Consider the following 15736-nt stretch of genomic DNA (forward strand, 5'->3'; position numbering starts at 1 on the left):
AACTAGAGTTTTACATGCCAATGGCCCCACTATAACCATCCCGGCTACTATCAAGGTGTGTCTGTCATAAAACCCCAGCCACCGACCTTCGCGGAACTCGGCGTGGCCGCCGAAATCTGCGATGGGCTCGCTGACCGTGGCATCGCGCGAACCTTTGCAATCCAGGAATTAACCCTGCCCATTGCGCTCAATGGCCAAGACCTCATTGGCCAGGCGCGCACCGGCATGGGCAAGACCTTTGGCTTTGGCGTGCCGCTGCTCGATCGCGTTTTTGATGACGCGGATATTGCCCCACTGGATGGGACGCCGCGGGCGCTCATCGTCGTTCCCACCCGCGAGCTTGCCCAACAGGTCACCGCGGATTTGCAGGACGCGGCCGCGCACCTGCCGGTCCGCCTCGCCTCCATCTACGGCGGGCGCCCCTACGAGGAGCAGATTAAGCTCCTCCAGCGCGGCGTTGATGTGGTCATCGGAACGCCAGGCCGCCTGCTCGACCTGCACGAGCGCGGCGATCTGGTTCTGCGCCAAGTTGCCATCGTGGTACTCGATGAGGCCGATGAGATGCTGGACCTAGGCTTTTTGCCCTCCATAGAGGCCATTTTGGAAGCGCTCGATGGCAACGCGCACCAGACAATGCTGTTTTCTGCCACCATGCCAGGCGCCATTTTGAACTTATCGCGGCAGTTCATGAATAAGCCCGTACACATCCGGGCCGAATCGGAGGCGGATGAGGTCACGCACGAAACCACCCGCAAGGTCACCTTCCAGGCCCACCGCATGGATAAGGTGCCGGTCATCGCGCATATCCTACAGGCCCAGGGCCGGGGTCGCAGCATCATCTTTACCCGCACCAAACGCTCGGCCGCGCAATTGGCCGATGACCTTGCTGAGCGCGGCTTCCGCGTCGGCGCCGTGCACGGTGACTTGGGCCAAAAGTCCCGGGAGAAGTCCCTGCAAGCCTTCCGCTCGGGCGAGGTGGATATCCTCGTCGCCACCGATATCGCCGCGCGCGGCATCGACGTCGATGATGTCACCCACGTCATCAACTACCAGGTTCCCGATGATCCCATGACGTTTATCCACCGCATCGGGCGCACCGGCCGCGCTGGGCACACCGGCACCGCCGTCACCCTGGTCGGCTACGATGAGCTGGCCAAATGGCAGGTCATCAACGATGAGCTAGGCCTAGATACGGCCACGCCGCCGCAGTGGTTTTCCACCTCCCCGGAGCTTGCCCAGGCGCTTTCCATCCCCGCTGGCGTGCAGGAAAAGGTGGGGCCTGCCACCAGCGTAGTCGGCCAGCTTCCGGCGCATAAGCGGTCTGCGGGACAGCACCAATCCCGGCCCCAGTCGCGGTCCCGGTCCGGGGCGCGGCGCGGTAAAGGCACGCCCCGAGGAGGGCGCCGATGACTAAGGCCCCCATCTTGCGGGCTACCGCTGCGGATTGGAAGGCCACCGGCATTATCGGCGCTATCTGCGCCATCGCGGTGGGCGGCTCAGTAGCCACCGCCAATATCCACCAGGCGGACCTGCACCAAGAGGCGGTTCCTGGGGAGAGCGATGCCGCTGTGCTTGCCGATGTCCCCTCCTCCCTCACCACTGCCTACAGCCTGCCCAACCAGCCCGTACCCGGCCAATACCGCGCCATTTCCGCCCATGGCTTGAGCATTAGCCACGATGGCGATGTGCTTACGGCCACCAATGCCGATGGCTCCACGGCTTGGACCTATACCCGCAGCGACGCCGAACTCTGCTCGCTTTCGACCGCTTGGGGCAAGGTGGTTGCCACCTATCGCACGGGCGTGGGCTGCGGGGATACGGTTGCCATCGACGCCGCGACGGGTGAATATGACTCCACCCGCAGCGCTATCAATTCCCCGGACGTTATACCCGTGCAGTCCAATGACCGGGTAGGTACCGTTTCTGCTGGGAGAATCGACCTGTGGCGCTCAGATCTCGTGCGCACCGTGGAATACGGCGACGTGGAGGCCAAGCAGGAGGCGCAGAAGCAACCGCACGAGGAGTGCACCATCTCTTCGGCGTTGACGCGTACCGAGAACCTCGCGCTGACGGAATCGTGCCCGGAGGAACCTCACACCACCTGGTTAAGGTTTCAAACCACCACCCCGGAAGACTCCCGGGAACCAGAGATGGACGCAGATGTCTCCGTGGAACGCGATGGAGCGCGGCTTATCGCGGTGGGCCAAGATGCCGCCGCGGTCTATATCCCCGGCCCAGAACCCCGCATTGAGTCTTATAACAACCAGGGCGAAAAGCTTTCTTCTACTCCCGTAAAGCCTTCCGCCGCCATCGAATCCGGTACAAGCCCTTTCGCCCCAGCCATAGCGGATCTCCCGCACCACATGACGTGGTTTGATGGGAAACGCCTCTACCTTTTAACCCCCAGTGATTTGCGGGTCGATCACGTCATTGACGGCGCCATCGGCACCCCAATCTCAGTGGCTGGGCGCATGCTGATGCCCACCGAAAAGGGCATAGCTGTGGTGGACTGGTCTACCGGGAAGGTACTGCGCGAAATTGCCGTCGACCGCGGCGGCTACCGTGGTCCTGTCCACCTCACGTTGGCGGGCGAGACCATTGTAGAAACCCGGGGCGATACCGTGGTTGGCCTCAGCAGCGACTAAGCGAGTGCCACTCGCGCCTCCCGCGCGAATGGTCCCTTAGAAATTCGAGGCGGCCCACTCCGAGGACTCGCGCCTAAACATCAAGAGATAAAGCACCGCGACCGCGCTTAACAGGGTGATAGTTCCCAGCACCGGGGATCCACCGCTATACATTTGAAACGCGCTCGCGCCTAGGATGAGCTCTACGAGGACCACGGCGCCTCTTCCCCATCGCTTTCCTTTCACCATGGCCCAGGCGCCTGCGATGACGAAGCCAAAGACGATGAAGATAAAGATGGCGGTGCCAAGCCCCACAAAGCTTCCCGATCCGGAATCAGAAACCATCGAGTCATTTTCCGCGCCCACCGCTTCGCGCACGATGAGGAAAATACCAAAACAAATAACCGCGATGGATTGCACTGTGGCAATGCCTACGCCTATAAGCACCGACTGCGGGGCACTATCCGGTGCTGCCGCTGGCGCTGCCGACTTATCTCGCTGCTGCTTATTTACCTGGCGTTTGTTCTGCTTAGACACAAATCCCCAGTCTACTAATGCGGCGCGGATTTTTTCTGTGCCACCCACGGCGGGGCCTCGATGTTGCCTGCAGTAGCGCGGGGGCAGGGGGATGAACTGGGAGATTTGACGGTCTCTTCCTCACCACACTCACCACATAGCACCTATAGCTGCAGCTCACAGCGATTCTCACAGGATTCTTTAAAATTTGATTTTGGCATTTATGGCCCCCACACCGCGCCTATTTACGTGATGTTAACCACAATTTAGCCCGTACCCCTAGCGGCGATCGGGTAAACATGTCATGATTCTCTAGTAGCAAAAAGAAAGAGGGCGTAAACCTCTTCTTAACCTGGAGGAAACTTCAGGTAACAACACCGTGAACCATAGGCGGCGGCGACGCTGGCCCGACCTCGAGACCGGGCCCCACTGCTAGCAGACCAGTTCACACACCACCTAAAAATCAAGGTGCTTTCCTGCCTCGCACGGATTGCGCTCGTATTTACTGCTGTCAAAAATTTGTTAGGAGATATCAATCATGGATTGGCGCCACGAAGCCGTTTGCCGCGACGAAGACCCAGAGCTGTTCTTCCCAGTAGGTAACTCCGGTCCTGCCCTTACCCAGATCGCTAAGGCCAAGCTGGTCTGCAACCGCTGCCCCGTTGCTTCTTCCTGCCTCAACTGGGCACTCGAGTCCGGCCTCGACGCCGGCGTCTGGGGCGGCCTGTCTGAAGAGGAGCGCCGCGCCCTCAAGCGTCGCCGCAATCGCGGCCGCGGCCGCTCCCGCGTGTCCGCCTAATAGCGCGGACCCGGGGAACCTAACACTCACCCCAATTTTCGTTTCGGCGCCCTTAGCCGCTACAGTTGAATAAAGTTCAGAAACCCTCAACGAAGGAGTGCGCAATGAGCAAGCGTGGTCGCAAGCGCAAGGATCGCCGCAAGAAGGCCGCTAATCACGGCAAGCGTCCTGGCGCATAACGTACAGCACATATTAAAAGCCCGGTTCGTACCAGTTCACCTTAAGAACTCGTATGGCCGGGTTTTTAATCTTTCTATTAGAAATCCGACTCTCGGAGTAGTAGCTACCAGGGCGCTCATTTTAGTTTGGTACTACTGGTCCGTATCGGGGCATCGGTCATAGCTTCCCCGAAGTGCTCTAATTGAACTCATTTCGTAGTTTCCTTTTGCCGGCTTCCCTTAGCAGGTATAGCGATCGGCGATGATGGGAGAGTGTCTAATGGTTTGTGTGTAGGTTCCCAACCTGCATAAGGAGATAAGCCAGAATGACTAGTGTGGCACGACGAGATCCGGCTGATAAGGCCAAGATTGATGCGATTGAAAAGAAGCTGCTTGCTAACCCTGACATCGCGAAACTGATTGATGACCTAGGCACGTCCACCACGGATGCCAACGACCTGGTTCGCGGTATGTTGCAAGCTTCAATTACCCGCGGGTTAAATGCGGAAATGGATACTCACCTGGGCTATGCATCCGGTGATAGAGCAGCTAAAGCTAGTGCTGGAACGGATAATTATCGCAATGGGGCGTATCCGAAAACCGTAGATTCTAATTACGGGCCAGTAAGCATTGATGTTCCACGAGACAGAAACGGCACGTTTGTTCCTACGATGGTGCCCAAAGGCTCGAGGAGATTGACCGACGTTGATGACATGATCGTCAGCTTATATGCCGGTGGGATGACCATTCGGGATATCCAGCATCATATGGCAACTGCGATGCGTGTCGATATTTCCCATGAGACGATCTCCGCAGTCACCGACGCCGTCCTCGATGAGGTCATGGTCTGGCAAAACCGCCAGTTAGACGAGTTCTACCCCGTAGTGTTTCTCGATGCGTTGCGCATTAAAGTCCGCGATGGTGGCCGAGTGGTCAACAAATCCGCGTACATGGCAATCGGGGTGGACCTCGACGGTATTAAGCATATTTTGGGATTGTGGATTGCCAAAGAAGAAGGCGCTTCATTTTGGGCGCAGGTATGTGCCAATCTTTCTAACCGCGGGGTCAAAGACGTCTTTATCGTCTGCTGTGACGGGCTGAAAGGCCTACCAGAGGCAGTGGAGGCAACCTGGCCGAATTCCATGGTACAAACCTGCATCGTGCACCTGATACGTGCCGCGAATCGGTGGGTGGCCTACGGGGATCGCCGGGCTGTATCAGCCGCGTTGAAGAAGGTTTATACGGCTACTGATGAATCCACGGCAGAAGCAGCGTTGAAGGAATTTTCCGAGTCTGAACTGGGTGTGAAGTATCCTCAGTCGGTCAAGGTCTGGCAGGACGCATGGGATAGATTCGTGCCATTTTTGCAGTTCCCACCAGCAGCAAGGAAGGTTATCTATACGACGAATTCGATTGAATCGTTTAACAACCAGCTGCGTAAAGCCACGCGTAACCGGGTCCAATTTACTAATGATGAATCCGCGTTAAAGACGTTGTGGTTGATGATCTGCAATATTGAAGACAAACGAGCTATCAAGCGGGCAAAACAAGGCAAACGAGCCTCAGCTACAGCCAGCAGGCTCGTGGAAGGAGCACGAGTATCCGGCTGGAAACAAGCCATCAACCAAATGGCCGTAGCCTTTCCCGACCGCTTCGACAAATACCTATAGTCCGACCCCACACACAAACAACTTGACACGCTCGATGATGGCCCTTGTTACATATGGGTACCCATCGTCCGCAAGCTGTTCGCCTCAACTACCCCTCAAGGCGAAAGAAACTTGACGACGACGAGTATGCAGGCCTTGCCCGAGACTCACCGTGCAAACTGGTAATAGCCCGAACTCGCACAATCATCGCCCTCACTACGCCAAAATTGATGGAGTAGAGACATGCTAAATCCTGCTGACACCAGAAACCGATCTAGACGCATAATTCCTCGGGGCAGCGATTCTCGCCTTCTTCACTTCGACAACGTCTCTGCTGCACCCCACAAAGCCGAATCTTGAATCCTCAGGACACAACAACGAAATCTTCCTTGTAGTAGAAAGTGTATGCTGGAATACACTCGATCGTCTAAGAAGACAGCAAAAACTGGGTACTGGGCTAAATCCGCAACCTGTTTTTCGACAAGACATTAAATCAATATTCAGGGGCTTGGGTTATACGCCCTGCATAGCCCGATAGGAATCTCATGTGGTTTGACGGATATCATCAACAATTCGGAAATAGGCTGGAAGACTTCCTTTCAACAACAGTCCCCACGACACTTGCAGAGTTGACGCCTCTTCAGCGCAAGCAGGTCACCGATGGCACAAAAGAGTTTCCCTTCGAGATCGTACTCGAAATCTTAAACTCTAAACACAGCTACGAAGAGAAAGTATCCCGCGTCCTCGCCATCAACGGCACATGGATGAATGCGATGTCAGGGAGCCAGTGGGCACTTGGCCCCTTAAGTAGCACGGCCTACTCCGAAAGAGTAGGTATAGGCATCAGATGGGGCGAGATCGCATTTTCACCGTTGCTAAGCATCGCAGAGAACCTTATCGATACGTATCCCATCTGGCCGGGCGTACTCATGGAATTTGCTCACATGCAAGAAGACAATCGTGATTACTACCGCCAGCGAATTCAGAAAAACTAGCACTGCTACCACCAGATAGGTACCAGCCCAAACAATAGAACCCGTTCTTCAACTATTCGCAGGATGCGTATTCACCAGTCGGGGCCGGACATGACCCCAGAAAGTGTACACGTCAGGGTTAGGCCCCTACTATTTGCCTATCCACTCGCATTAGGTCCCCAAGGCGTGTGGTGGGGTTTGACTCTTGGGTTAACCGCTGCGAGTGCGATCCTATGGAAAATTTTTTCTACAGCACCGCTTCGGCAGAGGGCGCCTGACGGTTTGTACGTATGCTTCTGAACTGGATGAGAAAACACGGCAGTACGAACTGTCCCGACTTTTGTTGCGAGACGTTCGCAGCTCTGAAGGGCGCTTCTTACCCGCGGGATTCGATCTCCGTAATTTCTACCGAAATGCGGCGGCGCAACGATTGCGGTGCCTTAGCTTGGCCGGCACAGCAATTGCGCACGAGAGAGCGGACGAGCTCTTCGCGCTCTAGGCGTTGCTGGCAATAATCACACTGGGCAATGTGCTCGCGGATGGCTAAAGCGCGGGCGTAGGTCGTGGATTCATCGAGAAGCTCGCAAAATAGGTTGTGTACCTCAGTGGAGCTGCACGCACCACAGTTCTTTCCGGTTGCGCCTTCCATTACTTGTCCTCCATGTCCGGGTGTTCTAATCCAATTCCTTGTTCACGTGCTACGTCCTTCAACGCCTTCCGGAGCATTTTTCTTCCACGGTGTAGGCGGGACATCACCGTTCCCAATGGAGTATCCATGATTTCGGCGATTTCCTTGTACGCTAAGCCCTCCACATCGGAGTAGTAGACCACCATCCGGTAGTCCTCCGGCAGGTCATTAATGGCCTGCGAGATGGACCTATCTGGCATCTCTTTAAGCGCTGCCACCTCGGCGGATTCCAACCCGGTGGAATCGTGGCCTGCGGTGGTATAGAGCTGAAAATCACTCAGATCATCGGCAGAAGACTCGGTAGGGCGCCGCTTCGCCTTGCGATAAGAGTTGATGTAGTTATTGGTCATGATGCGATAAAGCCATGCTTTCAGGTTCGTTCCCTGCTTAAAGGAATGGAAGGACTTATAGGCCTTCAGATAGGTCTCTTGCACCAAGTCTTCCGCGTCTTGCGGGTTTCGCGTCATGCGCAGCGCGCCGCCATAGAGCTGATCGAGCAGCGGGAGCGCTTCCTTTTCAAAGCGGCGCTGCAGCTCCTTTTCGCTCACTGTTTCTTTAACCACACAATCTATCCTAACGTCTCACGCTAAAATTCCTATATGGCCAAAAAGTCCCCGCATGCCGCTACCCCGGCGCTGAAAGTCATCGAAGATGCCGGAGTCAAGCACTCCGTATCCACCTTTGAAGCGGGCAAGGATCACTTTGGTGATCACGCCGCGGCGGCCTTAGATGTAGGACCCGAGCGCGTGCTGAAAACGCTCATTATTGATCTCACCGCGGGCAAGGGCCCGCGCCGCGAGCTGGCGGTGTGCGTGATTCCCACGACGCACCATTTAAGCCTCAAGAAGGCGGCCGCCGCCCTGGGGGCTCCTAAGGCCGCCATGGCGCAGGTGCACGATGCCGAGAAGTCCTCAGGTTACGTGCACGGCGGCATTTCCCCGCTCGGGCAAAAGAACCCGCTGCCCACGGTGATCGAGGAATCTGCGGTGCTCTTCGAGACTGTCTTTATCTCCGGCGGCCGCCGCGGCTTAGATATCGAGCTCAACGCAGAAGACCTCGCGCGCTTGTGCGGGGCTGGCTTTGCCGATCTACTGGCTGAGTAGCTCCGGGTAGTCATTGGAGACGGTCCCCACGGCCTTATCCACCGCGTAGTACTCAAATCCCCGCAGGCCCGTGGGCACTAACAGCTCCTTGGCCTCGTCGGCGCTGCCCTCTAGCCAGGTGCGCATCTCTTCCGGTGCCAAAAATCGCGGCAACCTGTGGTGCAGCCACTCCATCTCTTCGGTAGCCGCGGTGGTCACGATAGTGGCAGAGAGCCGGTCTAACCCGGTATCCCAGAGCCCCGCGGCCCACAGCAGGCCCTGATCTGGATGGACGTAATACGGCGTCTTGGTGGAGCCATCCTTGTGCCACTCGTAATAGCCGTTCATGGGGATAAGGCAGCGCTGGGATTTAAATGCGGTGCGAAAAGATGGCTTGCTCGCCACCGTTTCCGCCCGGGCATTAAAAAGCGGCGGTCCATCTAGGTCTTTTTTCCACTGCGGCAAAAGCGCCCACCGCGCGGGATCGACTTCCGCTAGCTCGTCGCGCACGCGCACGATGGGAATGGGCTGGGTGGGGGCAATATTATATCGCGGCCCTGGCGTGCCTTGTGGGGCGTGGACTTCCTGGACACCCGGGAGGTTTCCCACCTCATCGAGGAGGGACTCGGTAAAAAGAACGAATCTTCCGCACATGCCCTCTATTATGGACACTATGTCTCAACCTTGGACCGCCCCGCTGGCTACCAGCCCCGTTACGGGGGAGCACCAGGTGCCTGGATCGAAGTCTATTACCAATCGCGCCTTCATCCTGGCCACGCTGGCTGATTCCCCGTCTATCCTGCACGCCCCGCTGGTATCGCGCGATACGCAGCTAATGGAGGATGCACTCTGTGCCATGGGGGTTCGCTTCACCCATGACGGCGCCGATATCCACGTCCAGCCTGGGAAGCTACACGGTGCCACGGTACATTGCGGGCTGGCCGGCACGGTGATGCGTTTTGTGCCGCCGGTCGCAGCATTGGCAGATGGCCCGGTGCGCGTCGATGGCGATAAGCAGGCCTATAACCGCCCCATGTCCACTACGCTAGATGCGCTGCGCAGCCTCGGCGTTGATGTGGAAGGAGGTAGCCTGCCCTTTACGGTGTCCTCCAACGGCGTACCAGAAGGCGGCAAGGTCACCATCGATGCTTCTGGTTCTTCCCAGTTCGTCTCCGGCCTGCTGCTCAGCGGGGCGCGCTTTTCCCAGGGCATCCAACTCACCCACGAGGGCGGCCAGCTGCCATCCATGCCGCACGTGGAAATGACGGTGGGCATGCTGCGCCAGGCGGGCGTGCGCGTGGATTCGGATGGCACTACGTGGACGGTGCACCCCGGCCCCATCGCCGGTCGCGAATGGTTCATTGAGCCGGATCTCTCCAATGCCACGCCATTCCTCGCCGCCGCGGCGGTAACCGGCGGGCGCTTGACCATCAAGAACTGGCCGGCAAATACCACCCAGCCAGGCGATGCCATCCGCCAGATCCTGCTGGATATGGGCGTGATGGTAACCCAAGAGCACAATAGCGTGACCGCAGCGGGCAACCCGGCGGGAAAGCTGCAGGGCATCGAGCGCAACATGGGCGATATCGGGGAGCTCACCCCCACCGTTGCGGCCCTGTGCGCGCTTGCGGAAACGCCGTCGCGGCTTACGGGCATTGCCCACCTGCACGGCCACGAGACCGACCGCTTGCAGGCGCTCACAGCGAATATCAATGCGCTGGGCGGCAGGGTCACCGAGCTTGACGATGGCCTAGTGATCGAACCCGCCGAACTCCACGGCGGCGATTGGCCGTGCTATGCCGATCACCGCATGGCCACCGCCGGCGCCATTCTGGGTTTGAAAGTCCCTGATATCCAGATTGAGGATATTTCCACTACCTCCAAGACACTGCCCGGTTTCGCCCGCATGTGGGAGACGATGCTGCACCCCGACCAACAGGATTTACATGGCTAGACGTTTCGGTTCCTTTGATGAATCTGATGTGCGCGTGCGCCCCGGCAAGGGCTCGCGCCCGCGCACCAAGGATCGGCCCAAGCACAAAAATGCCAAATACGGCATGGTAATCACCAAGGACCGCGGGCGGTGGGGCGTTGCGCTTGACGATGGCCCCCAAGTCACCGCCATGCGCGCCCGCGAGCTGGGCCGCACCGCCATCGAGGTCGGTGACCGCGTCGGCGTGGTTGGTGATACCTCTGGTGCCAAGGACACGCTGGCGCGCATCGTCAAGCTCGCGGATCGCACCTCCGTGCTGCGTCGCACCGCCGATGACACGGATCCGTATGAGCGCATTATCGTGGCCAATGCCGATCAATTGCTGATCGTTTCTGCCGTGGCAGACCCTCCCCCGCGTTCCGGCTTTGTCGAGCGTGCCTTGATTGCCGCATTCGTGGGCAACCTGCACCCCATCCTGTGCCTGACCAAGACAGATCTCGCGGACCCGACGCCGTTTGCAGAAGAATTCGCCGACCTAGACGTCACGGTGGTCGAAGCCGGAGTCGAGGATGGCCTAGATGCCGTGCGCGCGCAGGTGGATGGCCACATTACCGCGCTCATCGGGCATTCCGGGGTGGGCAAGTCCACGCTGGTCAACCGGCTGGTTCCAGAAGCGGAAAGGGAAACGGGGGAAGTATCGGGTATCGGCAAGGGCCGGCATACCTCGACGCAATCGGTGGCCCTCCCCTTGCCCACCGACGCTACAGGAACCGAATCTCAGGGCGGCTGGATCATCGATACCCCGGGCATTCGTTCCTTTGGGCTGGCGCACGTGGACGCGGATAACGTCCTTGGAGTCTTCGAGGACCTCGCCGCGGCTATTGAGGAGTGTCCGCGTGGCTGTACGCACGCGGGGCCACCGGCGGATCCGGAATGCGGGCTCGATGATCCAGAAATCATTCCCGAGGGCACCGCTACCGCCCGCCGTCGCGATGCGGTACGCGGGCTGCTGCAAGCCCTGCGCTCCAACGTGGAGTGGGAAAACTAGCGCGGCTTAAAGCAATTCCACGAGGAAGGGCAGCTCCGTGGGGTGGTAGAAGGCCATGAAGTTATCCAGGGCATCGCCCACCGCGAGCTCCGCATCCTCATCTCCCAGGTCTGCGGAATCGATGGCCTCAATGGCCTTGGCGGTTGCCTCTTCGGATTCTTCAATATCGACGTGAATGGCGGCGAGGTTATCGGTGCCAAATTGCGCCGGTTGGAGCTCTACCACCGGCTCGCCCATATCTGGGCGCGGGGTAACTGCAGTGTCATCAACGTCAATGGAAATAACCACGCGCCGGTGTGGGAACTTCTCCTCGTCCCCAATGGTCAACAGGCGCAGCGAGGCCATAGAGGCCTCAAGGAAGGCGGAGTAGGCTATCTCTTCTTCATCTCCTGCGGTATAAAAATCTCGCAGGGCCGGGGTAACCATGAAACCCCAACCGGAACGCGCCGCGAGCGTACCAGTTTCTGCGAGCTCCGCCAACATGGCATAGGTCGCCGGAATATAGACGCGGGCTTCAGCCACTAAAATTCCCCTTCAATATCGAATACGGCTTGAATTTCTACGGACACGCGGTCGAAGCTGGTGTACAAGAAACCGATCATCCCGGCATCGACGGCGGCGCGCACATTAAGGATCGAATCATCGACCATCACGCAATCGCTCAAGGGCAGCTCGAGGGCATCGGCAGCCGCTTGGAAGGCCGCAGCCTCCGGCTTTTCCGCCCCGATTTCTCCAGACAACACCACGGCATCGACGTTGCCGCGGTATTCCCACTCGCGAATGTGCTCAGCGCCGGAACCGCCCGGGTCATTAGACAAGATAGCGGTTGCGGCACCATTTGCCTTCGCCGCGGATAGCAATGCCTTCCAGCGGCGATTGTCCTCTTCAGCGCCATCGAGGACGCCGACATAGTCAACGATGAGACCACGCATATTTTTAATCCTTCAGTACACGAATTCTTTGTAACCCTCGAAAGTATAGCGAACTGCGCTTATATTCTCGCCCGCCTCATACAGGAACCTGCCAGAAATAGCGCGCGCAGCGCCCCCATGAGATAATTATCACGCGTTCGCCTCCCTGCCCTTTTTCGCAGGAGCACTCATTTCACCATGTATGAGCCCATTCCCGGCTACTCCCATCTCAAGCTGTATATCGCCCCGCACCGCATCCATTACGGCCGCCTGCCCACTACGGCAGAGGTTGCCGCCCAGCACCATATCCAAGCCTGGGTCGTCTTCATCCTTGAGGTCGCCGCCGGCTACCGCCCGCTTGCCCAGCTCAATTCCCCGCGCTTTTCGGATTCCATCCGCCTTCATATTGGCTCCTGGGTGCACCGGCGGGAAAGCCCCTATGACACCGATACCCTGCGCCTTACCAGCCTGCACGCGCGGCCTAATGGCGAATACTTCGGTTCCGCGGTCATCGGCACCCACCGCCACGCCTTTACCGGCTCCGCCACGGACCAGGGGCTGCGCTCGTTTCGGCTGCTCTAAAACTGACAGTGCCCCCTCCCGCTCTCCTTACCACGCGAAGGCGGGGAGGCAGAGGAAGGGGGTGCGAAAGGACGCTGCAGCGTTATGCCTCTACGGTTTCTTGGCCTGCAGGGCCAGAGCCCGAGTCACCGCCGGATTCTTGGTTTTCTTCCTGCTGCTTGAACTGCTTGCGCAGCATGAACAACTGGCGCACGGTTTCTTCCTTCACGCCTTCATTCATGGCATTGAACATATCGCCGCCCTCCTTCTGGTATTCCACCAGCGGGTCGCGCTGCGCCATCGCACGCAGGCCGATGCCCTCCTTGAGGTAGTCCATCTCATAGAGGTGCTCGCGCCATTTCTGGTCAATGATCGGCAGGATGACCATGCGCTCGGTATTGCGCATCTGCTTGTCGCCGCCGATGGCAGAAACGGCTTCCTCCAGTTTGTCGTACTCCCGGTTCGCGTCGGTGACGAGGGCATCGCGCAGTTGCTCCGCGGTGAGCTCGCCTGGGGAACCGTACTCGGAGCCCTCTACTAACTCGTCCGGGGACATCGTGGGGCCGTAAAGCGCCTCAAGGGCGTTCCAGAGTTCCTCGAGGTTCCAGTCTTCGACATAACCGGTAGCCGTAGCACCCGCGACGTAGGCAGAGACTGTGTCATCGATCATGGTGCGGATATCGTCCTTGATGTCATCAGCATCGAGGATGGAATAGCGCGTGGAGTAGACCACCTTGCGCTGCTCATTGAGCACCTCATCGTACTTCAGCACGTTCTTGCGCATCTCGAAGTTTTGGTTCTCCACCTGCGCCTGGGCGCCCTTAATGGAATTCGAGACCATCTTGGCCTCGATGGGGACATCATCGGGCACGTTGAGGCGGTTCATCATGTGCTCCATGGACTGGCCCACAAAGCGCACCATCAATTCATCGCGCATGGACAGGTAGAAGCGGGTCTCGCCTGGGTCGCCCTGACGGCCGGTACGACCGCGCAGCTGGTTATCAATGCGGCGGGACTCGTGGCGCTCGGTACCCAAAACATAGAGTCCGCCCGATTCGCGCACCTCGTCGCCCAAGCGCTTCGAGCGCTCTTTCTCCCCGTCGATCTCGGCTTCCCAGGCTTCCTGGTACTTTTCCTCATCCTCGAAGGGGTCGAGGCCGCGTTCGCGCAGCTTTTCATCGAGGATGACTTCCGGGTTACCACCGAGCACGATATCGGTACCACGACCCGCCATGTTGGTTGCCACGGTCACGGTGCCGGGGCGGCCCGCACGGGCAATGATCTGGCCCTCTTCTTCGTGATGCTTGGCGTTGAGCACGTTGTGCTGCACGCCGCGCTTGGAAAGCAACTGCGACAGGTATTCGGAGCGCTCCACAGAGGTGGTACCAACTAGCACCGGTTGGCCGTTTTCGACGTGTTCTGCAATATCATCAACCACTGCGGCGAATTTTGCCTCTTGCGTCTTGTAAATGCGGTCCGAGTGGTCGGTGCGCTGATTCGGCTTATTGGTAGGAATAGGAACCACATCCAGCCCATAGATGGAATGCAGCTCCGCGGCTTCCGTTTCCGCGGTACCGGTCATGCCGGAAATCTTTTCATAAAGGCGGAAGAAGTTCTGCAGGGTAACCGTCGCCAGCGTCTGGTTCTCGTTTTTGATCTCCACCTGCTCCTTGGCCTCAATGGCCTGGTGCATGCCTTCGTTGTAGCGGCGTCCCGCCAAAACGCGGCCGGTGAAGCCATCCACGATCATGACTTCGCCGTTGCGAACGATGTAGTCCTTATCGCGGGTAAATAGCTCCTTGGCCTTCAACGCGTTATTGAGGTAGGAAACCAACTGGGAGTGCTCCGGCGCGTAGAGGTTTTCAATGCCGAGCTGATCTTCGACGTACTCCACGCCCTCTTCCAAGACACCAATGGTGCGCTTTTTGTGGTCCACTTCGTAGTGGATTCCCTCGCGCATGCGCGGCGCCAGCTGCGCAAAGACGCCGTAGAACTGGGAGGAACCATCAACCGGGCCGGAAATGATGAGTGGGGTACGGGCTTCATCGATAAGAATCGAGTCCACCTCATCCACGATGCAGAAATTGTGGCCGCGCTGAACTACATCATTGAGGGTACGTACCATGTTATCGCGCAGGTAATCAAAGCCCAGCTCATTATTGGTGCCGTAGGTGATGTCGCAGTCGTAGGCTTCCTTGCGCTCTTGCGGGCGCATTTCTGCCAAGATAACCCCTACGGACAGGCCCAACCAGCGGTGAACACGACCCATCATCTCGGCGTCACGCTTGGCCAAGTAGTCATTGACCGTGACGATGTGAACGCCCTCGCCCTCCAAAGCGTTGAGGTAAGCGGGCAACAGGGAGGTCAGGGTCTTACCCTCACCGGTGCGCATCTCAGCCACATTGCCAAAGTGCAGGGCGGCGCCGCCCATGATCTGCACGGGGTAGTGCTTTTGTCCCAGGACGCGCCAAGCGGCTTCGCGGACGGTAGCAAAAGCATCGAGCAAGATGTCGTTCTTTTCTTCGCCATCTTTCAGGCGAGTCTTGAACTCGTCAGTCTTGGCCTTTAGCTCATCGTCCGAAAGCTCCGCGTACTGATCCTCGAGTGCAATTACATCGTCTGCAATTTTGCCCAGGCGCTTGACCGTACGGCCCTCGCCCGCGCGCAGCAGCTTGGAAAGTCCAAACACTATTCGTTAGTCCTTCTTATCGCGACACATTCGTTAACTTCCCGCAATTGTACTCACGCCACTGCCCTTGTCGCGTTCTACCCGCCCTTAAACGATAGTGATTT

General features: G+C 58.2%; 17 protein-coding genes. 10 read left to right on the forward strand and 7 right to left on the reverse strand.

The annotated features are described in order from the left end of the window. The first annotated feature begins 57 nt into the window (after nt 1-57). Together ABRP93_RS05265 and ABRP93_RS05270 are read left to right on the forward strand one after the other, a co-directional pair. Nucleotides 58-1410 carry a DEAD/DEAH box helicase gene (locus tag ABRP93_RS05265; RefSeq protein WP_349887158.1) on the forward strand — a complete coding sequence of 451 codons (1353 nt, stop codon included), beginning with the start codon at nt 58-60 and terminating at the stop codon, nt 1408-1410. After that, nucleotides 1407-2645: an Rv3212 family protein gene (locus ABRP93_RS05270; RefSeq protein WP_349864096.1), complete on the forward strand. Its 1239-nt coding sequence runs from the start codon at nt 1407-1409 to the stop codon at nt 2643-2645. The genes ABRP93_RS05265 and ABRP93_RS05270 overlap by 4 nt, the downstream gene beginning before the upstream one ends. Before the next feature lie 36 nt (nt 2646-2681). Here ABRP93_RS05270 and ABRP93_RS05275 read toward each other — a convergent pair whose 3' ends face one another. After that, entirely contained in the window at nt 2682-3161 is a 480-nt protein-coding gene (locus ABRP93_RS05275; protein ID WP_349887160.1) for a hypothetical protein, read from the reverse strand. 517 nt (nt 3162-3678) lie between these two features. On the opposite strand from ABRP93_RS05275, the gene ABRP93_RS05280 reads away from it, so the two are divergent. From ABRP93_RS05280 to ABRP93_RS05290, 4 genes are all read left to right on the forward strand, one after another. Continuing rightward, nucleotides 3679-3939, forward strand: a complete 261-nt coding sequence (locus ABRP93_RS05280) for a WhiB family transcriptional regulator (RefSeq protein ID WP_005277545.1) — start codon at nt 3679-3681, stop codon at nt 3937-3939. A 104-nt stretch (nt 3940-4043) separates the two neighbouring features. Further along, the gene (locus ABRP93_RS11695; RefSeq protein ID WP_369707509.1) at nt 4044-4118 is read left to right on the forward strand and encodes a 50S ribosomal protein bL37; all 75 of its coding nucleotides are present in this window, start codon (nt 4044-4046) and stop codon (nt 4116-4118) included. Nucleotides 4119-4423: 305 nt separating this feature from the next. Continuing rightward, entirely contained in the window at nt 4424-5767 is a 1344-nt protein-coding gene (locus ABRP93_RS05285) for an IS256 family transposase (RefSeq protein WP_349887161.1), read from the forward strand. Between the two features lie 524 nt (nt 5768-6291). Further along, nucleotides 6292-6741 carry a hypothetical protein gene (locus ABRP93_RS05290; RefSeq protein ID WP_349863727.1) on the forward strand — a complete coding sequence of 150 codons (450 nt, stop codon included), beginning with the start codon at nt 6292-6294 and terminating at the stop codon, nt 6739-6741. Between the two features lie 355 nt (nt 6742-7096). On the opposite strand, the gene ABRP93_RS05295 is transcribed toward ABRP93_RS05290, so the two are convergent. Both ABRP93_RS05295 and ABRP93_RS05300 read right to left on the reverse strand, forming a co-directional pair. Beyond that, entirely contained in the window at nt 7097-7369 is a 273-nt protein-coding gene (locus tag ABRP93_RS05295; RefSeq protein WP_349887162.1) for an anti-sigma factor, read from the reverse strand. Then, nucleotides 7369-7971, reverse strand: a complete 603-nt coding sequence (locus ABRP93_RS05300; RefSeq protein WP_005277540.1) for a sigma-70 family RNA polymerase sigma factor — start codon at nt 7969-7971, stop codon at nt 7369-7371. Before ABRP93_RS05300 ends, ABRP93_RS05295 begins: the two co-directional genes overlap by 1 nt. A 36-nt stretch (nt 7972-8007) precedes the next feature. Here ABRP93_RS05300 and ybaK point away from each other — a divergent pair, with 36 nt between their 5' ends. Next, on the forward strand, nt 8008-8511 hold the full coding sequence (ybaK, locus tag ABRP93_RS05305; RefSeq protein ID WP_349887163.1) for a Cys-tRNA(Pro) deacylase: 504 nt from the start codon (nt 8008-8010) through the stop codon (nt 8509-8511). On the opposite strand, the gene ABRP93_RS05310 is transcribed toward ybaK, so the two are convergent. After that, on the reverse strand, nt 8497-9144 hold the full coding sequence (locus ABRP93_RS05310) for an SOS response-associated peptidase (RefSeq protein ID WP_349887164.1): 648 nt from the start codon (nt 9142-9144) through the stop codon (nt 8497-8499). The two genes, ybaK and ABRP93_RS05310, sit on opposite strands and share 15 nt — an antisense overlap. On the opposite strand from ABRP93_RS05310, the gene aroA reads away from it, so the two are divergent. Continuing rightward, nucleotides 9143-10444, forward strand: a complete 1302-nt coding sequence (gene aroA, locus ABRP93_RS05315) for a 3-phosphoshikimate 1-carboxyvinyltransferase (RefSeq protein WP_349887166.1) — start codon at nt 9143-9145, stop codon at nt 10442-10444. The genes ABRP93_RS05310 and aroA overlap by 2 nt on opposite strands. Continuing rightward, nucleotides 10437-11471 carry a ribosome small subunit-dependent GTPase A gene (gene rsgA / locus ABRP93_RS05320; RefSeq protein WP_349863713.1) on the forward strand — a complete coding sequence of 345 codons (1035 nt, stop codon included), beginning with the start codon at nt 10437-10439 and terminating at the stop codon, nt 11469-11471. Before aroA ends, rsgA begins: the two co-directional genes overlap by 8 nt. A gap of 6 nt (nt 11472-11477) precedes the next feature. On the opposite strand, the gene ABRP93_RS05325 is transcribed toward rsgA, so the two are convergent. Further along, complete coding sequence (locus tag ABRP93_RS05325) at nt 11478-11993, reverse strand: DUF6912 family protein (RefSeq protein ID WP_005277532.1); 516 nt, start codon at nt 11991-11993, stop codon at nt 11478-11480. Then, the gene (locus ABRP93_RS05330) at nt 11993-12403 is read right to left on the reverse strand and encodes an HAD-IA family hydrolase (protein ID WP_349863711.1); all 411 of its coding nucleotides are present in this window, start codon (nt 12401-12403) and stop codon (nt 11993-11995) included. Before ABRP93_RS05330 ends, ABRP93_RS05325 begins: the two co-directional genes overlap by 1 nt. Nucleotides 12404-12580: 177 nt before the next feature. Between ABRP93_RS05330 and ABRP93_RS05335 the strand changes: the two genes are divergently transcribed. After that, a complete protein-coding gene (locus ABRP93_RS05335) occupies nt 12581-12964 on the forward strand; it encodes a hypothetical protein (RefSeq protein WP_284643374.1) in 384 nt (127 codons plus the stop codon). An 82-nt stretch (nt 12965-13046) separates the two neighbouring features. Here ABRP93_RS05335 and secA read toward each other — a convergent pair whose 3' ends face one another. Continuing rightward, nucleotides 13047-15632, reverse strand: a complete 2586-nt coding sequence (secA, locus tag ABRP93_RS05340; RefSeq protein ID WP_349887168.1) for a preprotein translocase subunit SecA — start codon at nt 15630-15632, stop codon at nt 13047-13049. Nucleotides 15633-15736 lie beyond the last annotated feature (104 nt).

Origin of the sequence: Corynebacterium sp. KPL2850 (assembly GCF_040225855.1) — a bacterium.
Classification (GTDB): Bacteria; Actinomycetota; Actinomycetes; order Mycobacteriales; family Mycobacteriaceae; genus Corynebacterium.